Here is a 22,663-nt window from a genome sequence, read left to right as displayed (position 1 = left end):
CCGACCAGCTCACCGGCATGACGCCGATCATCCGCCAGGACCAGCTGGCCCGCGAGCGCGGCGGCCGCAACGACCACCGCGCCGATGAGGATCGCCCGTGAAATTCCTGTTCGACGCCCGCTACATCCGCACCGATCACCACGACGGCATCAGCCGCTACAGCGCCGAACTCCTGCGCGCGCTCGCCGAGCTGACCCGTGATGAGCCCAGGGTCCGGTTGGCCGCGCTGATCAGCGACCCCGCCCAGCTGGAGCACGTCCCTCGGTTGCCCCACCTCACGGGCCCGGCGGTCACGTCCCCCGCCGAGGCGCTCACCTCCCTGGAACTCAACCGGTACCGCCCGGACGTGGTCTTCTCCCCCATGCAGACCATGGGTTCATGGGGCCGGCGGTACAAACTGATCCTCACCCTCCACGACCTCATTTATTACGAGCACCCCCGGCCGCCCTCGGACCTGCCACTGCCCATCCAGTGGGGGTGGCGGGCCTACCACAAGGCCTGGTGGCCGCAGCGGGTCGCGCTCAATCGCGCGGATGCCGTGGTCACCGTCTCCGAGACCTCTCGGGAGCAGATCCTGGCCCACCGCCTGACCAAACGGGAGGTGCGCGTGGTGCCCAATGCGGCGTCGTCGGCGGCGGTGCCCGACACCGAGGCGCTCGCCCGGCTCGCCACGCGCGGGAAGGACCTGCTCTACATGGGCTCGTTCCTGCCGTACAAAAATGTTGAGACCCTGCTGCGAGCGGCCGCGCGTCTGCCCGAGTACACGCTGCACGTGCTCTCCCGGATCTCCCCGGCGCGCGAGGCGCAACTGCGCGCTTCGGCCGGTACCGCTGACAACGTGGTCTTCCACCGCGGGGTCACGGAGGCCGAGTACCAAGATCTGCTGTCCTCGTGCGCCGCGCTCCTGACGGCCTCGCGCGCCGAGGGTTACGGGCTACCGCTCATTGAAGCCTTCGCGGCCGGGGCTCCCGTAGTCTGTTCGGACACACCGATTTTTCGCGAGGTGGCCGGCGACGCCGCAGGGTACGCACCCGCCGACGACGACGCCGCATTCGCCGCGCGGGTGCGCGAGCTCACCGATCCTCAGCTTGCGCAGTCGCGGGTTGTGGCGGGTTTGGAGCGGGTACGCGCCCACACGTGGGGGGACTCCGCGCGGCGGCTCCTACATCTCGCGACCGAGCTGCAGCAACGCAGCTGACCCGGGCACGTGGTGCCCCGGAAGGACCATCATGACTCAACTGGATTCTTACACCCCGCATTCGGGTAGCTCCGCGGTGCACGTGGGCCACTACGACCTGTCCCTCGACTACGACATCGAGCCGAACACCCTGCGAGCGCGGGCCGTGCTGGAAGCCCGGGTGCTCGAGAGCTGTTCCGCGTTGTCCCTGGATCTTGCGGGGCTCACGGTGGATCGCGTCCTGGTCAATGGCCGCTCGGTCTCCTTCGAACAGGCCAAGTCCAAGCTGGTGGTGCACGCCGGGGACGGGTTCGTCGCGGGCGAGTCGCTCACGCTGGAGATCCACTACGCGGGAACTCCGTCTCCGGCCTCCGGGGCGTGGGGCGAGATCGGGTGGGAGGAACTCTCGGACGGCGTTCTGGTGGCCGGGCAGCCGGTGGGGGCGGCCACGTGGTTCCCGTGCAATGATCACCCGAGCCAGAAGGCCACCTTCCGGGTGCGAGTCCTGGTGGACTCCGACTACACCGCGATCTCCAACGGCGACCTGGTGTCGGTGGACCCCCAGGGAGCGCGCACGGAGTGGACCTGGGAGTCTCGCGAGCCGGTGGCGACGTACCTGGCCACCATGCAAATGGGTCAGTACCGGCGGGGCCCGGTTGATTCCGGGCCCTATCGCCCCTCCCGGGTTCCGTTGACGTTGGCCTGCGGCGAGCACCTGTGGTCGCAGGCGCAGCGGGTGCTGGCCAAACAGCACGCCATGATGGCCGCGTTCGAGCAGCACTTCGGGGCGTACCCGTTCGGGTCCTACGGGGTGGTTGTCACCGATGACGAGCTGGAGATCCCGCTCGAATCGCAGCCGCTGTCGATTTTCGGGTGCAATCACCTGACCGAATCGTGGGAGTCCGAACGTCTGATCGCCCATGAGATGGCGCACCAGTGGTTCGGTAACTCGGTGACGCCGGCGTCCTGGTCGAACATCTGGCTCAATGAAGGATTCGCCCACTACGCCGAGTGGGTGTGGTCCGAGGCCTCCGGTCGCCGCTCGGCCCACGACCAAGCCGTTGAGGCGCATGCGGAGCTGGCCGATTCCAAGCAGAAAGTGGTGATCGCAGACCCCGGGCCCAAGAAAATGTTCGACGACCGTGTCTACGTGCGCGGTGCCCTGACCCTGCATGCGCTGAGGATGCACGTGGGTGAGCGGGCGTTCTTCACGATTGTGCAGCGGTGGACCGCCCAGAACCGATGCGGGAACGTGACGACGGCCCAGTTCTTGGCCCTGGCTTCCGAGGTCAGCGGGGGGCCCGTGGAGCCGGTGCTGCACGACTGGTTGTTCGAGAAGAAACTGCCGGCGCTTCCCTAAGGGTCTCAGCCCTCCCTATCGGGCGCCCAGCACCGGGTGAGATCATGGGCCCATGAGCGAACACCAGAACCCCACGCACTCCGTCGAGCTGTTGCGCACCGCCACCAACCGTTACGTTGCCCGCAATGCGGACGGCGCGGAGGTCGCCTTCGGGCGCGGAGAGGGACTGCTGTCACCGGTGGAACTGCTGTTGGCCGCCATTGCGGGCTGCTCCGCCATTGACGTGGACACCGTGACCTCTCGCAGTACCGAGCCCACCGGGTTCCGGATCGGGGCAAGCGGCCGCAAGATCACGGAGGACGGTGGTGGAAGTCGCTTGGCGGACGTGAACCTCTCGTTCCACCTGGCCTTCCCCGATGACGAGGGCGGGCGCAAGGCCGCCGGGTTGGTCGACCGGTTGGTGAGGCTCTCCCACGACAAGTACTGCACCGTCTCACGCACGGTGGAACACGCAACCCCGGTCGAGTTCGAGACCGAGGTCCGGGTGGGCGGGGGCCCGGCTACAACAAATCGGTGATGTCGCAGCGCACGTTCACCACGGCATGTTCCCGCAGTGCGGAGGCGCGGGCCTTCTCCGCCCGTAATGCGGCGGTGACCTGCGGGGCGATCCCGAAACCGAAGAACAACAGTGCCCGGTACTGGGGTTCGTCCTCGGTCGCGAGACCCGCGAGGGTTCCCGGGTCGCCCTCGTCGGACCAGCCGCCCACGTGGTCCTTCAAGGGCGCGGGACCCACCACGTTCACCTGGGAGGGTAGGTCCAGGTCGCGGAGGGTCGCGGTGAGGGCGTCACGCGGGCCGGTGAGGGCGGCGGTGCGCACCGCGGGGGGAAGGCCCAGCTCGTGGCGCTCCTGCAATTGCCGGTAGGCATGACCCGAGGGGTCCCAGCGCACCAGCGCACCGACCGCCTGGTCATGGTCCGCGGTCACCACCACGGTCCCACCCTGGGTCGAGGACCGAACGAGCGCCGCCGCGTTGAACCAGCGACGCAGGGTTTGTTCCTCCGCGCGCAGCCACGGGCGGGCCAGCATCTCGTTGCCGTCCAACAGCAACGCCGCGGCGTAGCCGCCCTCGGCCACCGGTTCCGCCCCGGGGGTGGCCACCACCAGCGCGGGATCGGAGCCCACATCCGCTCGGACGTGTTCGGCACTCGATGAAATCACCGGCACCTGCGGGAAAGCACGGCCCAGTTCCTCCGCGGTGCGCAGCGCCCCCACTTTGCTCAACCGCAATCGTTGGAAACCACATTCCTGGCATTGCCAGCCATGGGCGTTACGACCGCACCACGTGCACACGGGGGCTTCGCGCCCCGACCGCAGTGACAGGGATCCCCCGCAGCCGCGGCACCGCGCCGGCGCGCGGCACCGTTCACACGCCACGAACGGCGCATAGCCCCGCCGGGCGACCTGGACGAGCACCGGCCCCTCCGCCAGGGCCCGCTGGGCGACCCGGTACGCCTCGTGCGGTAACCGTGCCCTGGCGGCCATGGGGTCGCGGGACACATGGAACGAGTCCGACGTCGCTTCCACCCGCGGTGAGTACGTCCGGAGGGTGGCTCGTTCGGGGCGCAGGTGCGCCGCCCAACCGGTCGAGATGAGCCGTTGGGCCTCCGGGCTCACGCTGTAACCGGTGAAGAGGGCGGCCGTGTCCTGCTGCTGAGCGCGCAACAACACCACGTCGCGCGTGTGCTGATACGGGGCGCGTTGCTCCACGTAACTTGCGTCGCCGTCGTCGTGGCAGCACACGAGGCGCAGGTCCCGTACGGGCGCGTACGCGGCCGAGCGGGTGCCGATCGCCAGGCGCTTACGGCCCAGCGAAAGCTCCATGTACCCGCGGTAGCGCGGCGTGGGGCCGTCGTCCGCGTGCAGACGCACCACCCGCTCGCAGCCCACCAGGGATTCGAGGGCCGCGGCCAGGCGTTCGAGGGATTTGTAATCGGGGACCACGGCCAACGCACCGTGCCCGGCCTCGTAGGTGGCCGCCATGGCGGAGGCCGTCAGTTGCGCCCAGTCGTGGTCCTCCGGGGCCGGGAGCACCTCGACCACCGCGCGGGCGGGGGCACCCTCCGTGGCCGCGGTCAGCCACTCGGGGCCGCCGTGGTAGTGGCGCCACGGCCCGCGCGGCACGGACACCGGCGCGGGAGCGGGCTCGTCGTCCGACGTCGCTGAATCGGGTGGTTCCGCCTCGGTGTCCGCCGCGGCGGCCGCCTTCACGCGTGCGAGCATTTCCTTGTCCACCCTGGCCACCCGCGGCGGCACCGCCACGCGCAGCACATCCGACACGGTTCCGGCGGACCGGGCGGCCACGGCCTGCGCCAGCTCCACAATGGCCGGCTGGAGCACGGGCAGCGGACTGAGGATCTTGCGGATACTCACCAGGCGCCCGGCGACCTCCGAGTGGGCAACGCGGTCCACGATCCACCCGGTCATGAGCCGACCGGAGAAAGCCACGGAGACCTTGGCACCCACGAGCGCCTGCTGGTCGAGGCCGGCCGTCACCCGGTAGTCGAACAGTCGGTCCAGATGCGGGACGTAGGCGTCCAGCAGGATCTTGGCAATGGGGTTCTCCGGGGCCGGTCCCTCGGAACCCACGGGGACCTCGGGTTGCTGGGGCGCCGCAGCCGGTGCGGGCAATCCCGCGAGGGACAGTTGCTCCGGGGCGGCGTCCGGGTCGGGTGCCGCTCCCGACCCGGACCCCTCGCTCACAGTCCCGCTGCGGAACGCAACGCTTCGACGCGGTCGGTGCGCTCCCAGGTGAAGTCGGGGTCCGTGCGGCCGAAGTGACCGTGCGCCGCCGTCTTGGCGTAAATGGGGCGCTTGAGGTTCAGGTCTTCAATAATGGCCAAGGGACGCAGGTCGAAGACCTCCAGAATGGCCTTCTCGATGCGCTGCGGGTCCACGGTCTCCGTACCGAAGGTCTCCACGTAGAGACCCACCGGCCGCGCCTGGCCAATGGCGTACGCGACCTGCACCTCCGCCCGGCGGGCCAGGCCCGCCGCGACCACGTTCTTGGCCACCCAGCGCATGGCGTAGGCCGCCGAACGGTCCACCTTGGACGGGTCCTTCCCGGAGAACGCGCCGCCGCCGTGGCGGGCCATGCCCCCGTAGGTGTCCACAATGATTTTGCGGCCGGTCAACCCGGCATCGCCCACGGGCCCACCGCGGACGAAATTACCCGCCGGATTCACAATGATCTCGGTGCGGGACAGGTCCAGGCCCGAATCCGCGAGCACAGGATCGATCACGGACTGGGAAAGGTCCGTGGCCAGCTGTTGCAGGTCATAGCCCTCGGCGTGCTGCGAGGACACGACCACGGTCTCCACGGACACCGGCGTGTGGCCGTCGTAGCCGAGGGTCACCTGCGTCTTACCGTCCGGACGGAGATTCGGGAGCACCGCGGTCTTGCGCACGCGCGTGAGCTGCTCGGACAGTCGATGCGCAATGGAAATGGGCGCCGGCATGAGCACCTCGGTCTCGTCCGAGGCGTAGCCGAACATCAGGCCCTGGTCCCCCGCGCCCTGGATGTCACGCGGATCCTTGGCCACACCGGAGCGGCTCTCCAGGGAGTTGTACACGCCCTCGTGGATTTCGCTGGACTGCTCCCCCACGCTGATGGACACGCCGCAGAATTCACCGTCGAAGCCGTGCACGGAGGAGTTGTACCCGATGTCCAGCAGGCATTTGCGCACGATGTGCGGGATCTCCACGTAGGCCTTGGTCTTGACTTCACCGGCGACGTGCACCAGACCGGTGGTCACCATGGTCTCCACCGCCACGGAGGACTCGGGGTCCTCGGTGAGCAGGGCGTCCAGGATGGAATCCGAGATCTGGTCACAGATTTTGTCCGGGTGTCCCTCCGTCACGGATTCGGAGGTGAAGATTCTCAGGTGGGGGCTAGATTCGGTCACCGTTCAAGACTACCCGTCCGATCGGGCTCCCAGTTCGACTCCCACGCGGGCCATGATGAATTGCGCAACCTCCGCCTTGGAACCGGACGCGTGGGCGTCCTCGGCCCCCCGCGCGGACAGTACCGTGACCTCCGTGGTGTCCTGGCCGAAGACCATGGAGGTGCCCACCTGGTTGACGACCAGCAGGTCACAGCCCTTGCGGTGGAGTTTGGCGCGGCCGAAATCCAGCACGGAGTGCTCGCCGTCGCCGGTTTCCGCGGCGAACCCGACAATGAGTTGGTCCCGGGCGTGCTCGTTGCGATCATCCACCACACCGCGCAGGATGTCCGGGGTGCGGGTGAGTTCGATGACCGGGTTGGTGCCGTCCTCGGACTTCTTCATTTTGTGCTCACCGACCGACACCGGGCGGTAGTCCGCAACGGCGGCGGCCATGATCACCACGTCCGCGTTCTCCGCCGCGGCGCGGGTAGCCTCGTGCAGCTCCACGGCGGAGGAGATACTCGAGATCTCGACACCACGGGGCAGCTCGGTCTCCACGTGTCCGACAATCAGGTGGACGTTGGCACCGGCGTCCCGGGCGGCCTCGGCCAGGGCGATCCCCTGCTTACCGGAGGAACGATTGCCCAGGAAGCGTACGGGGTCCAGGGCCTCGCGGGTTCCTCCCGCGGTGATCAGGACCCGTCGCCCGGCCAGCGGGCCCGACGACGCCGCCGCACCGTGGGCGTGGACGGCCAGAGCGGCGTCGTAAATGGCCCGGGGTTCGGGAAGCCGACCGGGGCCGCTGTCCTGGCCCGTGAGCCGGCCCGAGTCCGGGTCGATCACCGTGTGGCCGTGCTCGCGTAACAGCGCGACGTTGCGCTGGGTGGCGGGGTTGAACCACATTTCCGTGTGCATCGCCGGCGCGAGCACGACCGGTGCACGAGAGGCAAGAATCGTGGTGGTCAGCAGGTCGTCCGCGTGACCGTGGGCAATCTTGGCCATCAGATCCGCCGTGGCCGGTGCCACGACCACGAGATCGGCGTGCTGGCCCTGGGAGACGTGATTGACGGTGTCCACACGATCGAACACGGACGTGGAGACGACTTCGCCGGTGAGTGCTTCCCAGGTGGGCGCACCCACGAACTCCAACGCCGCCGCGGTGGGCATGGGCACCACCCGGTGACCGGCCTCCGTGAACAACCGCGTGAGCAATGCCGCCTTGTATGCGGCAATGCCCCCGCCCACTCCCAACACCACGCGCAACGGCGCGGCGGACCGGGAACGAACGGGGGCACCCGTGGCGTCTGGCACCGTCACTGCTCGGTGGATTCCTCGGTCTGGGTGGTTTCCTCGACCTCGACGACCTCGTCCGGGGCCACCTCGGCGCTGTCCGAGAACATGGGAGCGGAGGCGTCATCGGTGCTGGGAGCGAAGAAGTCACTGCCGAAGACATCCGCGGACGCTGCTTCCTCGGTCACGAGTTGACCGTTGGCGGAGAATCCCGCGTGGTCGACCTCGGTGGTCTCGATCAGGTCCTCGTCGATCTCGCGGAACGCGATGGACAACGGCTTCTCGTTGAGCTGGGTGTCCACGAGGGGACCCACGTACTCGAACAGGCCCTCGTGCAGTTGCGAGTAGTACGCATTGATCTGACGGGCACGGCGAGCACCGAAGATGACCAGCCCGTACTTGGAATCGGTCTTGCCGAGCAACCGGTCGATGGGCGGGTTGACGATGCCTTCGTAATTCGTGCTCACGAGTGAATGACTCCTGTCATGGACTTCTTGGTTATGGGTAGGCTCCTGGCCGTATGGGCTGGGCGCGTGGTGTTCAGCGGTCAGTCCCGCGTCTGGGCGGGCAACCCCATGAGCTCTACAAGTTCAGCGGCGGCGCGTTCCACGCTGTCATTGATCACCGTGTGATCGAATTCAGGTTGCGCCGCAAGCTCCACTTTAGCCGTTTCCAGCCGCCGCTGCTGCTGCTCAGGGGTTTCGGTCCCGCGACCGACCAGCCGAGCCACCATTTCATCCCAGCTGGGCGGGGCCAAAAAGACGAACTGGGCGGACGGCAGCGTTCGTTTGATCTCACGCGCTCCCTGCAAATCAATTTCCAACAACACGCTCCGACCCAGGGCCAGCGCCTCGTCCACCTTGTGCTTGGGCGTGCCGTAGCGGTGGGAGTTGTGCACCACGGCCCATTCCAACAGGGCGTGATCGGCCACCATGGCGTCGAACTCGGCGTCCGAGACGAAGAAGTAATGGACGCCGTCCACTTCACCCGGGCGGGGCGCCCGCGTGGTTGCCGACACCGACAACCACACCTGCGGGTAGTGATCGCGAATGTAGGTGGACACCGTGCCCTTACCGACCGCCGTGGGTCCTGCCAACACGGTGACGGTGGGTTTTCTGGGCACAGTGACCTCCGGAATCCGGGACAAAAAAGTGGCGAAACAGGTGAAAACCTGTTCCGCCACTGTACCAACGGGCCGATCGGTGGGATCAACCAGCCGCGGTCACGTCCATGTGCCGCCGCTCACCGATGCCCCCGTTGGTGTGGATCACGACTCACCGGTCAAGGTAATCGATCAAGGCGCGCCGCTGGTGCTGCCCCAGGCCACGCACCCGTCGGGTTCGTGCGATGCCGATCTGGTCCATGATGGCCGCCGATCGGACCTTTCCGATTCCGGGGGTGGCTTCGAGCAGGTCCGTGGCTTTCAGCCGGCTCACGGCTTCGTCGCTGTCGCCGCGTTGCAGAACCTCGGCCACGGTCATGGTGCCCTCGCGCAGTGCCTTCTTCACCTCCGCCCGCACAGTACGCGCTGCCGTTGCCTTTTCACGTGCTCGCGCTCGCTCTTCGTCTGTCAAGGGACGTAATGCCATGTGGATCTCTCTCCTCTGGTTGCTCTGCGTGCGCTCCCACACGCTTGCAGTAGCGGATCTGGGGGGTAGCCGCTATCGGAAAAGTACCCGACATTAATTAGGGCGTAAACACCGTGAATACCCTCTGATCAGGGTTTTTAATGGCGTTATTTCCGTTTTCAGAGCAGTGATTCAGCCGTAAAGCGCGGTGTTAAGTTCATCACCGGAACGTTGGATTGCAGAACGCAAAGCGGATAGGTCCGGCCCGTGACGTAGCACCCCCCGGGACGAATTAGCCAAAACATTCCCGCTGACTTGGTCAAACACCCCCGCCACGGCGTTGGCGTCAGCCCCCTGCGCACCGTATCCCGGAGAAAGGATGGGTCCGTTGAAATTGCACAGGTCAATGCGCAGGTCGGAAAGGGCAGCAGAAACGGTGGCTCCGATAACCACCCCGCACGAGCCCAGGGGAGCATTCTTCCCGTTTATAACGATTTGGTCACAATTTGTCCCGGGCGGATTTATCGCCGTGTTCTGAGTGATGCCCGTCTCAGTGTTTTCCCGCGTCGCCGCGGTGACATGGCGGTTTTCTTCTTGGACCGCGCGGAGAATTGTTTTCGCCACTGATTCGTCACCACCCACGTGCTGCACACTGGCACCTTCGGGGTTGGAGGTCAGCGCCAGGACGAACGTGCCACGTCCGGTCTGCCTCGCCAGGTCAAGGGCCGGACGCAACGACTCGAACCCCAGGTAGGGGCTGAGGGTCACGGAATCGGCGGCCAACGGCGAATCGTCCGACAGCCACGCCGTGGCATAAGCGGCCATCGTTGACCCGATATCGCCTCGCTTGGCGTCCGCAATGGTCAGGACCCCGGCCTCCCGGCAGTCGCGCAGCACGCGTTCCAGGACCGCCAACCCGGCAGAACCGAACGCTTCGTACAGGGCCACCTGCGGTTTCAGGGTGGCCGCGTGCCCGGCCGCCGCCTCGACCACGGTGAGCGAGAATTTCTCCAGACCCGCCACGGTGTGGGGCAGTCCCCACGCGTCCAGCAGCCCCGGGTGGGGGTCGATGCCCACGCACAGGGGCCCGTGCTCGACCATGGCCCGGCGCAGTCGCGCACCAAAGGGTTCGCGCGTGACGCCGGAACGCTGCGGTGCCCCCGCCGCGGGTGACGACGCCGCGGCGTCGTCACCCGCTCGCTGCGTAGCCTGCTCAGCCACGCGTGTGCCCGGCGAGGACGGCGTCGCGCAGGGTCTTCTCGTGGACCTGCAGGCTGTTGACCGACCAGGAGAACTGCCGCTGGGCGGTGATCGCCTGGAGCGCCGCCCCGAGTTCGGACACCGTGGTCATGATCGGCACGCCGATCGAGGTGGCCGCCGCGCGGATCTGGTAGCCGTCGCTGCGGGCCTCCTGACCACCGGAGGGCGTATTGAAGATCAGGTCGATCTTGCCGTCGGTGATCCAGTCAGCCACCGAATCCTCGCCCTCGGGGGCGTCCGTGATCTTGGAGACCACGGTGGATTCAATGCCGTTGCGTCGCAGCACGTCCGCGGTGCCGCCCGTGGAGACGATCTCGAAACCGAGGTTGGAGAACATCTTCACGTAAATCACCGCCGAGCGCTTGTCCTTGTTGGCCACCGAGACGAACAGGCGACCCGAGGTCGGCAGGGGACCGCCCACGGCCGCCTGCGCCTTGGCGAACGCGGTGTCGAAGTACTTGTCGATGCCCATGACCTCGCCGGTCGAGCGCATCTCGGGACCCAGCAGCGAATCGACCACGGATCCTTCGGCGGTGCGGAAGCGGGCAAAGGGCAGCACGGCTTCCTTCACGGCGACCGGTGTGTTCGCCGGAAGGTCCGCGCCGTCGTAGGTGGACGGCAGCACGTGCTCGGCACGCAACTGGGCGATGGAACGGCCCGTGCCCATGAGCGCTGCGGCCTTGGCCAGCTGCACACCGGTGGCTTTGGACACGAACGGAACCGTGCGCGAGGCGCGCGGATTGGCCTCGATCACGTACAGGATGTTCGAGGCCAGGGCGAACTGGATGTTGATCAGGCCGTTGACGCCCACACCGCGGGCAATGTCCGCGGTGGCCTCGCGCACGCGCTGGACGACCTCCGGGCCCAGCGTGATCGGCGGGAGGACACACGCGGAGTCACCGGAGTGGATGCCTGCCTCCTCGATGTGCTCCATCACACCGCCCACGTACACCTCCTTACCGTCGAAGAGCGCGTCCACGTCGATCTCGATGGCGTCCTCGAGGAACTTGTCGATCAGCGCGGGACGGTTGGCGCTGACCTCCGTCGCGTTCTCGAGGTAGCGGCGCAGCGAATCCTGGTCGTAGACGATTTCCATCCCGCGGCCACCGAGCACGTAGGACGGGCGCACGAGCACGGGGTAGCCGATGTCGTTGGCGATGACGCTCGCCTCGTCGAAGGTGGAGGCCGTGCCGTTCTTGGGCTGACGCAGGCCCGCCTGGTGCAGCACCCGGGCGAACTCCCCACGATCCTCGGCCAGGTCGATGGCCTCCGGGGTGGTCCCCAGAATGGGCACACCGGCGGCCTTGAGGTCCGCGGCCAGCTTCAGCGGGGTCTGGCCACCCAGTTGCACGAACACGCCCATCAGGCCACCGCTGCGGCGTTCCGCCTCAACGACCTCCATGACGTCCTCGAACGTGAGCGGTTCGAAGTACAGGCGCGTGGAAACGTCGTAGTCGGTGGAGACGGTCTCCGGGTTGCAGTTGACCATGACGGTCTCGTACCCGGCCGCACGCAGCACCATGGAGGCGTGCACGCACGAGTAGTCGAATTCAATGCCCTGACCGATCCGGTTGGGGCCCGAACCGAGAATCATGATCGACGGCAACGCGTGCGGGGCGATCTCGTTCTCGTCGTCGTAGCTGGAGTAGTGGTAGGGCGTGAAGGCCTCGAACTCGGCCGCGCACGTGTCAACGGTCTTGAACACGGGGCGGATGTCCAGGGCGTGGCGGATACCACGCACCACGGACTCGTCCAGGTGCACCAATTCACCGATCTGGGCGTCCGAGAAGCCATGGCGTTTGGCCTCGCGCAGCGTTTCGGGGCGCAGGTCGCGGTCCTCGCGGATCAGCTCGGCGGTTTCATTGAGCAGCTGCAGCTGGTCCAGGAACCACGGGTCGATCGCGGTGGCGTCGAAGAGCTGCTCGAGCGTGGCACCGGCCAGCAGGGCCCGCTGGACGTTGCGCAGCCGCTCCGTGGTGGTTTCCTTGGTGCGCTCCACCAAGCGGGCCACGGTGTTGGGCCCGGCCTCCACCGCGGGCTTGGTGAAGTCGAAGGATGAGCCCTTCTGCTCCAGGGACCGCAGCGCCTTCTGCAGCGCCTCGGTGAAGTTACGGCCGATGGCCATGGCCTCACCCACCGACTTCATGGTGGTGGTCAGCGTGGGATCGGCGGCCGGGAACTTCTCGAACGCGAAGCGCGGAACCTTGACCACCACGTAGTCCAGGGTCGGTTCGAAGCTCGCCGGGGTCTTCTGCGTGATGTCGTTGGGGATCTCGTCCAGGGTGTACCCCAGCGACAGTTTGGTCGCGATCTTGGCGATCGGGAAGCCCGTGGCCTTGGAGGCCAGCGCGGAGGAACGGGACACACGCGGGTTCATTTCGATGACCACGATGCGACCGGTGTCCGGCTCCACGGCGAACTGGATGTTGCAGCCGCCGGTGTCCACGCCCACCTCGCGGATCACAGCGATCGCGATGTCGCGCATGCGCTGGTACTCCACGTCGGTGAGGGTCAGCGCGGGCGCAACGGTGATCGAGTCACCGGTGTGCACGCCCACGGGGTCCACGTTCTCGATCGAGCACACGACCACCACGTTGTCGTTGGCGTCGCGCATCATTTCCAGCTCGTATTCCTTCCACCCGAGGATGGACTCCTCGAGCAGCACCTCGGAGGTGGGCGAGTACTGGATGCCCGCACCGGCAATCCGGTGCAGGTCGGTCTCGTTGTAGGCCATTCCCGAGCCCAGCCCGCCCATGGTGAAGGACGGGCGGACCACCATGGGGTACCCCAGGGTTTCGGCGGCGGCCAGCGCTTCGGGCATCGAGTGCACGATCACGGAGCGGGCGGATTCCGCGCCGCAGCGTTGCACCACACCCTTGAACGCCTCGCGGTCCTCGCCCAGGTTGATGGCCTCGACGTCCGCGCCGATGAGTTCGACGTCGTACTTGTCCAGCACGCCGTTGGCGTCCAGGGCCAGCGCCGTGTTCAAGGCGGTCTGGCCACCCAGGGTGGGCAGGACGGCGTCGGGACGTTCCTTCTCGATGATCTTCTCGACCACCTCGGGGGTGATGGGCTCCACGTAGGTGGCATCAGCGAACTCGGGGTCCGTCATGATGGTCGCGGGGTTGGAGTTCACGAGGATCACCCGGATGCCCTCGTCCTTGAGCACGCGCAACGCCTGGGTGCCGGAGTAGTCGAACTCGGCGGCCTGGCCGATCACGATGGGGCCGGAGCCGATCACGAGAACACTGTTCAGATCTTGCCTACGGGGCATTAGTGCTGTCCTGCTTCCTGAGTTGCGGTGCCCTGTGCGGCCCGGTCCATCACGTCGATAAAGCGGTCGAAAAGGTAGGCGGCGTCATGCGGACCAGCGGCGGCCTCGGGGTGGTACTGCACCGAGAAGGCCGGCAGGTCCAGGCAGCGAATGCCCTCCACCACGTTGTCGTTGAGTCCCACGTGGGACACCGCCACGGAACCGAAGCGGGACTCGGGAGCGGTGACGGTCTCCCCCACCGGGGCGTCCACGGCGAACCCGTGGTTCTGGGAGGTGATCTCCACCTTGCCGGTGGTCAGGTCCATGACCGGTTGATTGATGCCGCGGTGACCGAAGGGCAGCTTGTACGTGCCGAAACCCAGCGCACGGCCCAGCAGCTGATTACCGAAACAAATGCCGAAGAACGGGATCTTGGCGTCCAGGACCTCTCGCAGCAGCTGCACCTGGTGGTCCGCGGTAGCGGGGTCACCGGGGCCGTTGGAGAAGAACACCCCGTCCACGTGGCGCTTCTTGAGCTCATCGAACGTGGTGGTCGCCGGCACCACGTGGACCCGCACGCCGCGCTCGGCAAAGCGCTGGGGGGTCATTCCCTTGATGCCCAGGTCCACGGCCGCCAGGTCATGCTTCACGGGCCCGTCCCAGCCGTGATCGGCCGGTTCCACCACGTAGGCCTCGTCGATGCTGACCGATTCGGCCAGGCTCCGGCCCTCCATGGTGGGTTGGTCCTTGACGAGCTGGACGAGCTCGGAGACGGGCCGAGCGGCGTCGTCCCCGGCGAAGATGCCCGCGCGCATGGCGCCCTTGTCCCGCAAATGGCGAGTCAGCGCGCGGGTGTCCACGCCCTGCAGGCCCACGATGTTCTGGGCGGTGAGTTCGTCGTCCAGGCTGCGTTCCGAGCGCCAGTTGGAGGCCCTGCGCGCTGGATCGCGCACCACGAAGCCGTTGACCCAGATCTTGCGCGATTCGGCATCCTGGTCATTGACGCCGGTGTTACCGATGTGCGGGGCGGTCTGGATGACGATCTGTCCCGCGTAGGAGGGATCCGTCAGTGTTTCCTGGTAACCGGTCATTCCCGTGGCGAACACGGCCTCACCAAAGGTGTTGCCGGGGGCTCCCCAGGAACGACCGTGGAACACGCGGCCGTCCTCGAGGACCAGGACGGACGGTTGAAGGGGGTGTGAGTTCACGAAGAACTCCTTTCCTTTTCATCAAAAACTGAGCGCACGGGGCGCGGAGGACGCAAAATTTAGGGGGCGCTCACGAGCGCCGACGCCGCATTCTCGAGTTCGCGGGATTCCGCGCCGTTACGGGCGCGGAAACCGGTGTCGACCACGGTGTCACCGAGCTGCCATGTGAACACGACCAGGCCGTCACGTTCCACGAACTTGCCGACCATCCCCGAGGCTGTGGCCACCGAGCGCAGCTGTTCACGAGGGATATAGACGTCTTGCGCGCCCTGGCGGTTGATCAGCACGCCGTCCTCGGTGACGATCGCCTCCGCGTTGGAGCGCACTCCCAGGCCGTGAATGGCAATCCGCTCGAGCGGCTGGGCGGTGTAAGTGGTCACCACGTACATGCCGTCCGCTCGGGTCACGAGTCGATCGAGGAGGTCCGCGGGTGCCTGCGGCAACTGGGGTACGTCCGACTGACGTCGAATGCGGCCACGCCACCCCCACCACACCAGGGTGAAGAGCACCACGACGATCAGGATCGCGAGGAGCGTGGGGAGGAGCTTGTCAGACATGGACGGGGTGCCTTTCGTGGTCGGATCGGATCTCAGGCGAACAGCGGTGTGTTGAGCTGCCCGTCCAGGACCACCGGGTGGCCCCGGTAGAAGGTGGCGATCACGCGTCCGGGAAGCGGCATGCCCCTGTAGGGGCTGTTGCGTCCCTTGGACACGTGGGTCTCCGGGTTGACCGGGGTCTCCCCCGCCGGATCCCACAGCGTGATGTTGGCGGCAGCACCGGCTTCCAGCGCAGCACCCTGGTCCGGCAGCCGCAAGATCTCGGACGGGCGGCGCGAGGTGATGGTGGCGACCGTGGCCCAGTCGATCATTCCGGTGTCCACCAGGGTCTTCTGCACGACCGACAGCGCGGTCTCCAGCCCGGTCATCCCCATGGCCGCGCAGCTCCACTCGGATTCCTTGTCCTCGATGGTGTGCGGGGCGTGGTCGGTGCCGATCACGTCGATGGTGCCGTCCGCCACGGCCGCGCGCAGGGCCATGACGTCCTCGTCGGTGCGCAGCGGCGGGTTGACCTTGTAGACCGGGTCGAAGGTGCGCACCAGTTCCTCGGTGAGCAGCAGGTGGTGGGGGGTGACCTCGGCGGTCACGTCGACGCCGCGTTCCTTGGCCCAGCGCACGATCTCCACGGAACCCTTGGTCGAGACGTGGCAGATGTGCAGTCGGGAGTTCACGTGCTGGGCCAGCAGAACGTCGCGGGCAATGATCGCTTCTTCCGCAACGGCCGGCCAACCGGTCAACCCGAGCTCCGCGGAGACCACGCCCTCGTTCATTTGGGCGCCCTCCGTCAGGCGGGGCTCCTGGGCGTGCTGGGCCACCAGCCCGTCGAAGGATTTCACGTATTCCAGGGCGCGGCGCATGAGCACGGGATCATGCACGCACTTGCCGTCATCCGAGAACATCCGCACCCGGGCGCGGGATTCGGCCATGGCACGGATTTCGGAGAGCCGCTTGCCTTCCAGCCCCACGGTCACGGCACCCACGGGATGCACGTCGGCCCATCCGGCGTCCCGGCCCAGTTGCCAGACCTGCTCCACCACCCCGGCGGTGTCCGCCACGGGGTTGGAGTTGGCCATGGCGAACACTGCCGTGTAACCGCCCTTCGCTGCGGCGCGCGTGCCGGTGTCCACCGTCTCGGCGTCCTCGTGGCCGGGCTGGCGCAAGTGGGTGTGCATGTCCACCAGGCCCGGGAGGGCGATCAGGCCGGTGGCGTCCACCACGGTGGTGTCCTCGGGGGCGTCCACCGAGCCGGGCTCCCCCACGGCCACGATGGTGCCGTCCGCGATCAGAAGGTCAACGGGGTCCGAGCCTTCGGGGCTCACGGAACTAATGAGGAAGGAACTCACGATGCCACCTTCAGTTGTCGGTCAGGGACGGGGTGCTCTCGTCTCCCGAGAGCAACAGGAACAACACGGCCATGCGCACGGACACACCATTGGCCACCTGGGCCAGAACGGTGGAGCGCGGTGAATCGGCCGCTTCGGAGGAAATTTCCAGGCCCCGGTTCATGGGACCCGGGTGCATGATCACGGTGGGCGCGCCCATGGCGTCCAGTGCCGCCACGCGTTCCGGGGTCAGACCCCACGCCCGCGTGTACTCCTGCTCGCTCGGGAAGAACGCCGCGTTCATGCGCTCACTCTGCAACCGGAGCATCATCACGGCGTCGGGGCGCTGGGCCAGCACCTCGTCCAGGTCGTAGGAGACCTCGCACGGCCAATGGTCCATCCCCACGGGCAACAACGTGGGGGGTGCCACGAACGTCACGCGCGCGCCCAGTGTGTGGAGCAGCCACACGTTGGAGCGGGCCACGCGGGAGTGCAGCACATCCCCCACGATCACCACGTGCATACCCTCCAGGTCCATGCCGGTGCTGGGGCGGTCCTCGCGGCGCGCGCGGACCCGGCGCAGCGTCATGGCGTCCAGCAGGGCCTGAGTGGGGTGTTCGTGCTTGCCGTCGCCCGCGTTGACCACGGCGGCGTCGATCCAGCCCGACGACGCGAGCTGCTGGGGAGCACCGGAGGCCCCGTGGCGGATCACCACGGCGTCGGCGCTCATGGCCATGAGGGTCTGGGCGGTGTCCTTGAGGGATTCGCCCTTGGACACCGACGAGCCCTTGGCGGAGAAGTTGATGACGTCCGCCGAGAGCCGTTTGGCGGCGGTTTCAAAGGAGATCCTGGTGCGGGTGGAGTCCTCGAAGAAGAGGTTGACCACGGTGCGCCCGCGCAGCGCCGGCAATTTCTTGACGGATCGCGAGGACACGGAGGCCATTTGGTCGGCGGTGTCCAGGACGCTGAGGGCGTCCGGGTAGCTCAGGTCGGCGGTGGTGAGCAGGTGCTTCACGAGGTCGCCCCCTTCCCCGGGCGGGCGACGTCCGGGTCCGAGGCCACCGGAGCGTCAATGACCACGCAGTCCTCGTGGTTCTCCTCGCGCTGCCCGGGATCCGATTCGCGCAACAACACCCGCACCTTCTCCTGGGAGGAGGTCGGGAGGTTCTTCCCCACGTGATCCGCGCGGATGGGCAGTTCGCGATGGCCGCGATCCACCAGCACGGCCAACCGCACGATCCTGGGGCGACCCACATCCACCAGGGCATCCAGGGCGGCGCGGATGGTGCGCCCGGAAAACAGGACGTCGTCCACGAGGACCACGGTGCGGCCGTCGATGCCGCTGTCCGGAATGACGGTGGGCTGCGGGGTCCGCGCCGGGTTCTTGCGCAGGTCATCGCGGTACATGGTGATGTCCAGCTGGCCGGTGGCGGAACGGGCGTCGAAGGACTCGTCGGTCTGTTCGAGCTTGGCGGCCAGGCGCTGCGCCAGCGGGTACCCGCGGCGGGCAATGCCCAGAATAACGAGATCATCGGTGCCCTTGTTGGACTCCAGAATCTCGTGGGCTATCCGGGTCAGAGCCCGGTCGATGTCGGCTGTCGAGAGAATCACGCGCGACGTGGTCGCGGGCAATGATTCGCCGTGTTCTGGCACGCTCACGTGCCGCCTCCTTCCCCGCCTCACGGGACGGACTTAAAGGTTGCGATCTGGGTGTGACGCTATCACAGGCAAAAGGCCCCGGTTCGCTCCGTACGAGCACACCGGGGCCCACACCGTCAATCCAGCAGAGACGGCTTGACTTTCTGCAACCGGCCGAGAAGGCCGTTGACGAACCGGGGCGAATCGTCGGTGGACAACTCCCTGGCGACCGCAACGGCTTCGGACACGGCCACGGCATCCGGGATCTCGTGGTTGTAGAGCAATTCCCATGCGCCCACGCGCAGGACGTTCCGGTCCACGGCGGGCATCCGGTCCAGGGTCCACCCTTGGGAGTAGGTTTCCAGGAACTCGTCGATGTCTTCGGCGTGATCGTAGAAACCCTCGAGAATGTCCACCGTGTACGGGTTGATCTTGGAGGTGCTGTTGTCCCGACGGCGGTTCAACGCGGCCTGGATGGACTCGTCGCGCTGCTCCGCCTCGAACAAAATTTCTACCGCACGAACGCGGGCTTTACTGCGTGCGCCGCTCACTCGTTGACGCGTCCCAGGTAGTCGCCGGTGCGGGTGTCGACCTTGACCTTGGTGCCCTGCTCGAGGAACAGCGGCACCTGGATCTGGTAGTCGGTCTCCACGGTGGCGGGCTTGGTGCCACCGGTGGAGCGGTCACCCTGCAGACCCGGCTCGGTGTAGGTGATCTCCAGGACGACCGACGGCGGCATCTCGATGTACAGCGGGGAACCCTCGTACATGGCAACGGTCACGTTCTGGTTCTCCAGCATGAAGTTGGCGGCGTCACCCACGACCGCGGCGGGAACCGTGATCTGGTCGTAGGTGGAGTTGTCCATGAACACGTAGTCTTCGCCGTCCTGGTACAGGTACTGGTACTCACTGCGGTCCACCGTGGCGGTTTCGATCTTGGCACCGGCGTTGAAGGTCTTGTCGACCACCTTGCCGCTGGTCACGTTGCGCAGCTTGGTGCGAACGAACGCGCCACCCTTGCCGGGCTTGACGTGCTGGAACTCGATGGTCTGCCACAGGTTCCCGTCGAGCTTGAGGATGGTGCCGTTCTTGATGTCGTTGCTGGTTGCCACGGATTCACTTTCTCGTCGGAAACATCAGTGCAAAGATTCTGGGGGCGTTAAGCCGAACCAGTGTATCGCGCCCGGCGCAGTCCACGGTTGCCGGACCGTTAGTCGGCGATCTCCTGATAGCACGCGAAGAGGATCGCGGGGTCCGGCACCTCCATGATGCGTGCGGAGCCCGCCCTGTCGAGAACCACGAAACGCAGCAGGTTCCCGCGGGTCTTCTTGTCGCGTTTCATCACCTCCAACAGCCGCGGCCACTGGTCCGCGCGGTAGGTCACGGGCAACCCCAGGGACGCGAGGATGTCGCGGTGGCGGTCCACGACGTCGTCGGCGAGGGTGCCGGCGGCCCGCGCGAGTTCGGCGGCGAACACCAGGCCCACCGAGACCGCGGCGCCGTGGCGCCACTGGTAGCGCTCATTGTGTTCGATGGCGTGACCGAGCGTGTGACCGTAGTTGAGGAATTCACGGCGCCCGGATTCCTTGAGGTCCGAGGAGACCACCTCGGCCTTCACCCTGATGGCGCGCTCGATGAGCTCACGCACCACGGGTGACTGCGAATCCCGCACCGCCTGCGAGTTCCCCTCGATGAGGTCCAGGATCACGGGATCGGCAATGAACCCGCACTTGACCACCTCGGCCATGCCGGTCAGGTACTCGTTCTCCGGAAGGGTCTTGAGCGAATCGAGATCGCACACGACCGCGGCCGGGGGGTGGAAAGCACCCACCAGGTTCTTGCCCTCCGCGGTGTTGATGCCGGTCTTACCGCCCACGGCGGCGTCGACCATGCCCAGCAGTGTGGTGGGCAGGTGGATCACGCGTACGCCGCGCAGCCATGTGGCGGCCACGAAACCACCCAGGTCGCTCACGGCCCCGCCACCCACGGTCACCACCGCGTCCGTGCGGGTGAAGTCGGAGGTGCCCATGATCTGCCAGCAGAAGGCCGCGACCTCAACGCGTTTGCCTTCCTCGGCGTCCGGGATCTCGGCCACGAAGCTCTGGATCCCCGCCTCCTTGAGATCCTGCTGGACCAGGTCACCGGTGGCGCGCAGGGCGCGGGGGTGGATGATCAGGACCTTTTTGACGCGTTCTCCCAGCAGTTCGGGAACCCTGCCCAGGAGCCCGTTGCCCACGAGCACGTCGTAGCGGTTGTCGGGGGTGTCTCCCCGAACGGGAATGGTGGTCACCGAATCAGTCACGCTGTGGCGTCCCTTCGTAGTTCTGTCAAAGCTCTGTGCAGTTGGTGGACCAGCGAGCCGACGCGCCGGCGCCCCGTGCCGTCCAGCCGGATCGTGGCGAGCCGCTCGTAGGTCTCGCGCCGTTCGTCCAAGATTTCTCGCCAGCGTCGTTCCGGGTCCGGCTGCAGCATGGGGCGGGTCTTGTTGCCCGTGATCCGCGGGCGAACCGTTGCCTCGTCGACCTCGAGGTAGATCACGGTGTGACCTGCCAGCAGGTCCTGGACCGCCGGGGTCATGGGTGCCCCCCCGCCCAGCGAGATCACCGCGTTGCGATAGCGTGCGTCCGCGAGCAGGCCGGTAACCACCCCGGCCTCGATCTCCCGGAAATGCTGCTGCCCGTGCGCCGTGAACAACGCCGGGATCGGGCCGTGCTGTGCCTCGATCACGTGATCGGCGTCCACAAAGTCCAGGCCGTACCGCTTGGCGAAATGATGTCCCAGGTGTGACTTTCCCGCCGCCATGGGTCCAATGAGGATCAACGGCGTGGGCAGAGAACTCACGAAAGGTCCCCGCGCACCTCATCGAGGGCCGCGAGATCCGACGGGTCGGCCAGAACGGAAGAGGTTCGCAGGTTGTCCGGAATGGCCGCCATGTAGGCGTCCTTGTTGCGCACGGTCTCCGTGATGGAATCGCCGCCGAACTTCTCCAGCGCGGCCTGGGCCAACACAAGAGCCACCATGGCCTCGGCGACCACACCGGCAGCCGGAACGGCGCACACGTCCGAGCGTTGGTGGTGGGCCCGGGCGGCCTCACCCGTGGAGACGTCCACGGTGTGCAGGGCACGGGGCACGGTCGCGATCGGCTTCATGGCCGCACGCACACGCAGCAGGTCACCGATGGACATGCCGCCCTCGATGCCTCCGGCGCGGTTGCTCACGCGGTGCACGGAGTGATCCGGACCGGGCAGTGTCTCGTCGTGGGCGCGGGTACCGGGGCGAGCGGCGGTACGGAAACCGTCACCCACTTCAACACCCTTGATCGCTTGGATGCCCATGAGGGCCCCGGCCAGGCGGGCATCGAGGCGGCGGTCCCAGTGGACGTAGGAACCCAGCCCCGGGGGTAGCCCCTCCGCCAGGACCTCCACCACGCCGCCCAGGGTTTCGCCCGCCTTGTGGGCGTCGTCGATGGTTGCGACCATCGCGTCCGAGGTGGTCTTGTCGAAGCAGCGCAACGGATCGGCGTCGAGGGCCGCCACGTCACCCGCGGTGGGCAGTGCGGCGTCGTCGGGTACCGTCACCTCGGCAATCGCGGTCGTGTGGGACACCAGACGCACGCCCAGTGCGGTAAGGATCTGCGTGGCGACGACGCCCAGGGCCACGCGCGTCGCGGTTTCGCGAGCGGAAGCTCGTTCCAGGACGGGGCGGGCCTCGGCGAAACCGTACTTCTGCATCCCGGTAAGATCGGCGTGACCGGGGCGGGGGCGCGTCAGCGGGGCGTTCCGAGCGCGACCCTCGAGCGTGGCCGCGGCCACGGGGTCGGAGCTCATGACATCCTGCCACTTGGGCCATTCGGTGTTGGCGATCTCAATGGCCACGGGCCCGCCCTGGGTCAGACCGTGCCGGACACCGCCCAGGATACGGACCTTGTCCTGTTCGAACTTCATGCGTGCGCCGCGGCCGTAACCGAGCCGACGGCGGGCCAGGGCCCGTTGAATCATCTCGGTGGTCAGTTCCACCCCGGCGGGAACACCTTCGATGATTCCCACGAGGGCCTCGCCATGAGATTCTCCGGCCGTGAGCCAACGCAACATGTTCTACTCCAGTACTCGGTTGAGGGAACCCGTACGGGCTCCCGGAAAAGCAAGAAA

21 protein-coding genes are annotated in these 22,663 nt (G+C 67.0%); 3 read left to right on the top strand and 18 right to left on the bottom strand.

All coding sequences use genetic code 11. The features are described 5' to 3' along the window. Nucleotides 1–97 precede the first annotated feature (97 nt). From Q4E95_RS01045 to Q4E95_RS01035, 3 genes are read left to right on the top strand one after another with little or no spacing between them, the layout of a single operon-like run. Entirely contained in the window at nt 98–1,198 is a 1,101-nt protein-coding gene (locus Q4E95_RS01045) for a glycosyltransferase family 1 protein (RefSeq protein WP_303381565.1), read from the top strand. 31 nt (nt 1,199–1,229) lie between these two features. Continuing rightward, nucleotides 1,230–2,537, top strand: a complete 1,308-nt coding sequence (locus Q4E95_RS01040) for a M1 family metallopeptidase (protein WP_303381564.1) — start codon at nt 1,230–1,232, stop codon at nt 2,535–2,537. 52 nt (nt 2,538–2,589) lie between these two features. Next, nucleotides 2,590–3,054: an OsmC family protein gene (locus Q4E95_RS01035; protein ID WP_303381563.1), complete on the top strand. Its 465-nt coding sequence runs from the start codon at nt 2,590–2,592 to the stop codon at nt 3,052–3,054. On the opposite strand, the gene Q4E95_RS01030 is transcribed toward Q4E95_RS01035, so the two are convergent. From Q4E95_RS01030 to aroC, 18 genes are all read right to left on the bottom strand, one after another. Continuing rightward, nucleotides 3,038–5,239, bottom strand: coding sequence for a primosomal protein N' (locus Q4E95_RS01030; protein WP_303381562.1), 2,202 nt, complete (start codon nt 5,237–5,239; stop codon nt 3,038–3,040). The genes Q4E95_RS01035 and Q4E95_RS01030 overlap by 17 nt on opposite strands. After that, nucleotides 5,236–6,441 carry a methionine adenosyltransferase gene (gene metK, locus Q4E95_RS01025; protein WP_303381561.1) on the bottom strand — a complete coding sequence of 402 codons (1,206 nt, stop codon included), beginning with the start codon at nt 6,439–6,441 and terminating at the stop codon, nt 5,236–5,238. The genes Q4E95_RS01030 and metK overlap by 4 nt, the downstream gene beginning before the upstream one ends. 9 nt (nt 6,442–6,450) lie before the next feature. Continuing rightward, the gene (gene coaBC / locus Q4E95_RS01020; RefSeq protein ID WP_303381570.1) at nt 6,451–7,683 is read right to left on the bottom strand and encodes a bifunctional phosphopantothenoylcysteine decarboxylase/phosphopantothenate--cysteine ligase CoaBC; all 1,233 of its coding nucleotides are present in this window, start codon (nt 7,681–7,683) and stop codon (nt 6,451–6,453) included. Between the two features lie 50 nt (nt 7,684–7,733). After that, the gene (gene rpoZ, locus Q4E95_RS01015) at nt 7,734–8,177 is read right to left on the bottom strand and encodes a DNA-directed RNA polymerase subunit omega (RefSeq protein ID WP_303381560.1); all 444 of its coding nucleotides are present in this window, start codon (nt 8,175–8,177) and stop codon (nt 7,734–7,736) included. Between the two features lie 80 nt (nt 8,178–8,257). Continuing rightward, nucleotides 8,258–8,833, bottom strand: coding sequence for a guanylate kinase (gene gmk, locus Q4E95_RS01010; protein ID WP_303381559.1), 576 nt, complete (start codon nt 8,831–8,833; stop codon nt 8,258–8,260). A 151-nt stretch (nt 8,834–8,984) separates the two neighbouring features. Further along, complete coding sequence (gene mihF, locus Q4E95_RS01005) at nt 8,985–9,299, bottom strand: integration host factor, actinobacterial type (RefSeq protein ID WP_303381558.1); 315 nt, start codon at nt 9,297–9,299, stop codon at nt 8,985–8,987. A gap of 171 nt (nt 9,300–9,470) precedes the next feature. Then, entirely contained in the window at nt 9,471–10,391 is a 921-nt protein-coding gene (pyrF, locus tag Q4E95_RS01000; RefSeq protein WP_303381569.1) for an orotidine-5'-phosphate decarboxylase, read from the bottom strand. A 100-nt stretch (nt 10,392–10,491) separates the two neighbouring features. Continuing rightward, complete coding sequence (carB, locus tag Q4E95_RS00995; protein ID WP_303381557.1) at nt 10,492–13,812, bottom strand: carbamoyl-phosphate synthase large subunit; 3,321 nt, start codon at nt 13,810–13,812, stop codon at nt 10,492–10,494. Next, nucleotides 13,812–14,999, bottom strand: coding sequence for a glutamine-hydrolyzing carbamoyl-phosphate synthase small subunit (carA, locus tag Q4E95_RS00990; RefSeq protein ID WP_303381556.1), 1,188 nt, complete (start codon nt 14,997–14,999; stop codon nt 13,812–13,814). Before carA ends, carB begins: the two co-directional genes overlap by 1 nt. Nucleotides 15,000–15,058: 59 nt before the next feature. After that, nucleotides 15,059–15,556: an ABC transporter permease gene (locus Q4E95_RS00985; protein WP_303381555.1), complete on the bottom strand. Its 498-nt coding sequence runs from the start codon at nt 15,554–15,556 to the stop codon at nt 15,059–15,061. 32 nt (nt 15,557–15,588) lie between these two features. Then, on the bottom strand, nt 15,589–16,899 hold the full coding sequence (locus tag Q4E95_RS00980) for a dihydroorotase (RefSeq protein WP_303381554.1): 1,311 nt from the start codon (nt 16,897–16,899) through the stop codon (nt 15,589–15,591). Nucleotides 16,900–16,909: 10 nt separating this feature from the next. Further along, the gene (locus Q4E95_RS00975; RefSeq protein ID WP_303381553.1) at nt 16,910–17,893 is read right to left on the bottom strand and encodes an aspartate carbamoyltransferase catalytic subunit; all 984 of its coding nucleotides are present in this window, start codon (nt 17,891–17,893) and stop codon (nt 16,910–16,912) included. Further along, nucleotides 17,890–18,537 carry a bifunctional pyr operon transcriptional regulator/uracil phosphoribosyltransferase PyrR gene (gene pyrR, locus Q4E95_RS00970; RefSeq protein ID WP_303381552.1) on the bottom strand — a complete coding sequence of 216 codons (648 nt, stop codon included), beginning with the start codon at nt 18,535–18,537 and terminating at the stop codon, nt 17,890–17,892. The genes Q4E95_RS00975 and pyrR overlap by 4 nt, the downstream gene beginning before the upstream one ends. Nucleotides 18,538–18,653: 116 nt before the next feature. Then, nucleotides 18,654–19,067 (bottom strand): transcription antitermination factor NusB, encoded by a 414-nt coding sequence (gene nusB / locus Q4E95_RS00965; RefSeq protein WP_303381551.1) that lies wholly within the window; start codon nt 19,065–19,067, stop codon nt 18,654–18,656. Then, a complete protein-coding gene (gene efp / locus Q4E95_RS00960) occupies nt 19,064–19,627 on the bottom strand; it encodes an elongation factor P (RefSeq protein WP_303381550.1) in 564 nt (187 codons plus the stop codon). Before efp ends, nusB begins: the two co-directional genes overlap by 4 nt. A gap of 98 nt (nt 19,628–19,725) precedes the next feature. Next, the gene (gene aroB / locus Q4E95_RS00955; protein WP_303381549.1) at nt 19,726–20,817 is read right to left on the bottom strand and encodes a 3-dehydroquinate synthase; all 1,092 of its coding nucleotides are present in this window, start codon (nt 20,815–20,817) and stop codon (nt 19,726–19,728) included. Further along, entirely contained in the window at nt 20,814–21,356 is a 543-nt protein-coding gene (locus Q4E95_RS00950) for a shikimate kinase (RefSeq protein ID WP_303381548.1), read from the bottom strand. The genes aroB and Q4E95_RS00950 overlap by 4 nt, the downstream gene beginning before the upstream one ends. Then, complete coding sequence (gene aroC / locus Q4E95_RS00945) at nt 21,353–22,606, bottom strand: chorismate synthase (protein ID WP_303381547.1); 1,254 nt, start codon at nt 22,604–22,606, stop codon at nt 21,353–21,355. The genes Q4E95_RS00950 and aroC overlap by 4 nt, the downstream gene beginning before the upstream one ends. Nucleotides 22,607–22,663: the final 57 nt, after the last annotated feature.

The organism is Kocuria sp., from assembly GCF_030536815.1.
Classification (GTDB): domain Bacteria; phylum Actinomycetota; class Actinomycetes; order Actinomycetales; family Micrococcaceae; genus Kocuria; species Kocuria gwangalliensis.
This window is presented reverse-complemented; position numbering and strand designations above follow the sequence as displayed.

Bases quoted from the DNA above. Each gene is read 5' to 3' on its own strand.
- carB (WP_303381557.1), bottom strand. From the start codon at position 13,812: ATGCCCCGTAGGCAAGATCTGAACAGTGTTCTCGTGATCGGCTCCGGC.
- mihF (WP_303381558.1), bottom strand. From the start codon at position 9,299: ATGGCATTACGTCCCTTGACAGACGAAGAGCGAGCGCGAGCACGTGAA.
- aroC (WP_303381547.1), bottom strand. From the start codon at position 22,606: ATGTTGCGTTGGCTCACGGCCGGAGAATCTCATGGCGAGGCCCTCGTG.
- Q4E95_RS01040 (WP_303381564.1), top strand. From the start codon at position 1,230: ATGACTCAACTGGATTCTTACACCCCGCATTCGGGTAGCTCCGCGGTG.
- Q4E95_RS01035 (WP_303381563.1), top strand. From the start codon at position 2,590: ATGAGCGAACACCAGAACCCCACGCACTCCGTCGAGCTGTTGCGCACC.
- Q4E95_RS00985 (WP_303381555.1), bottom strand. From the start codon at position 15,556: ATGTCTGACAAGCTCCTCCCCACGCTCCTCGCGATCCTGATCGTCGTG.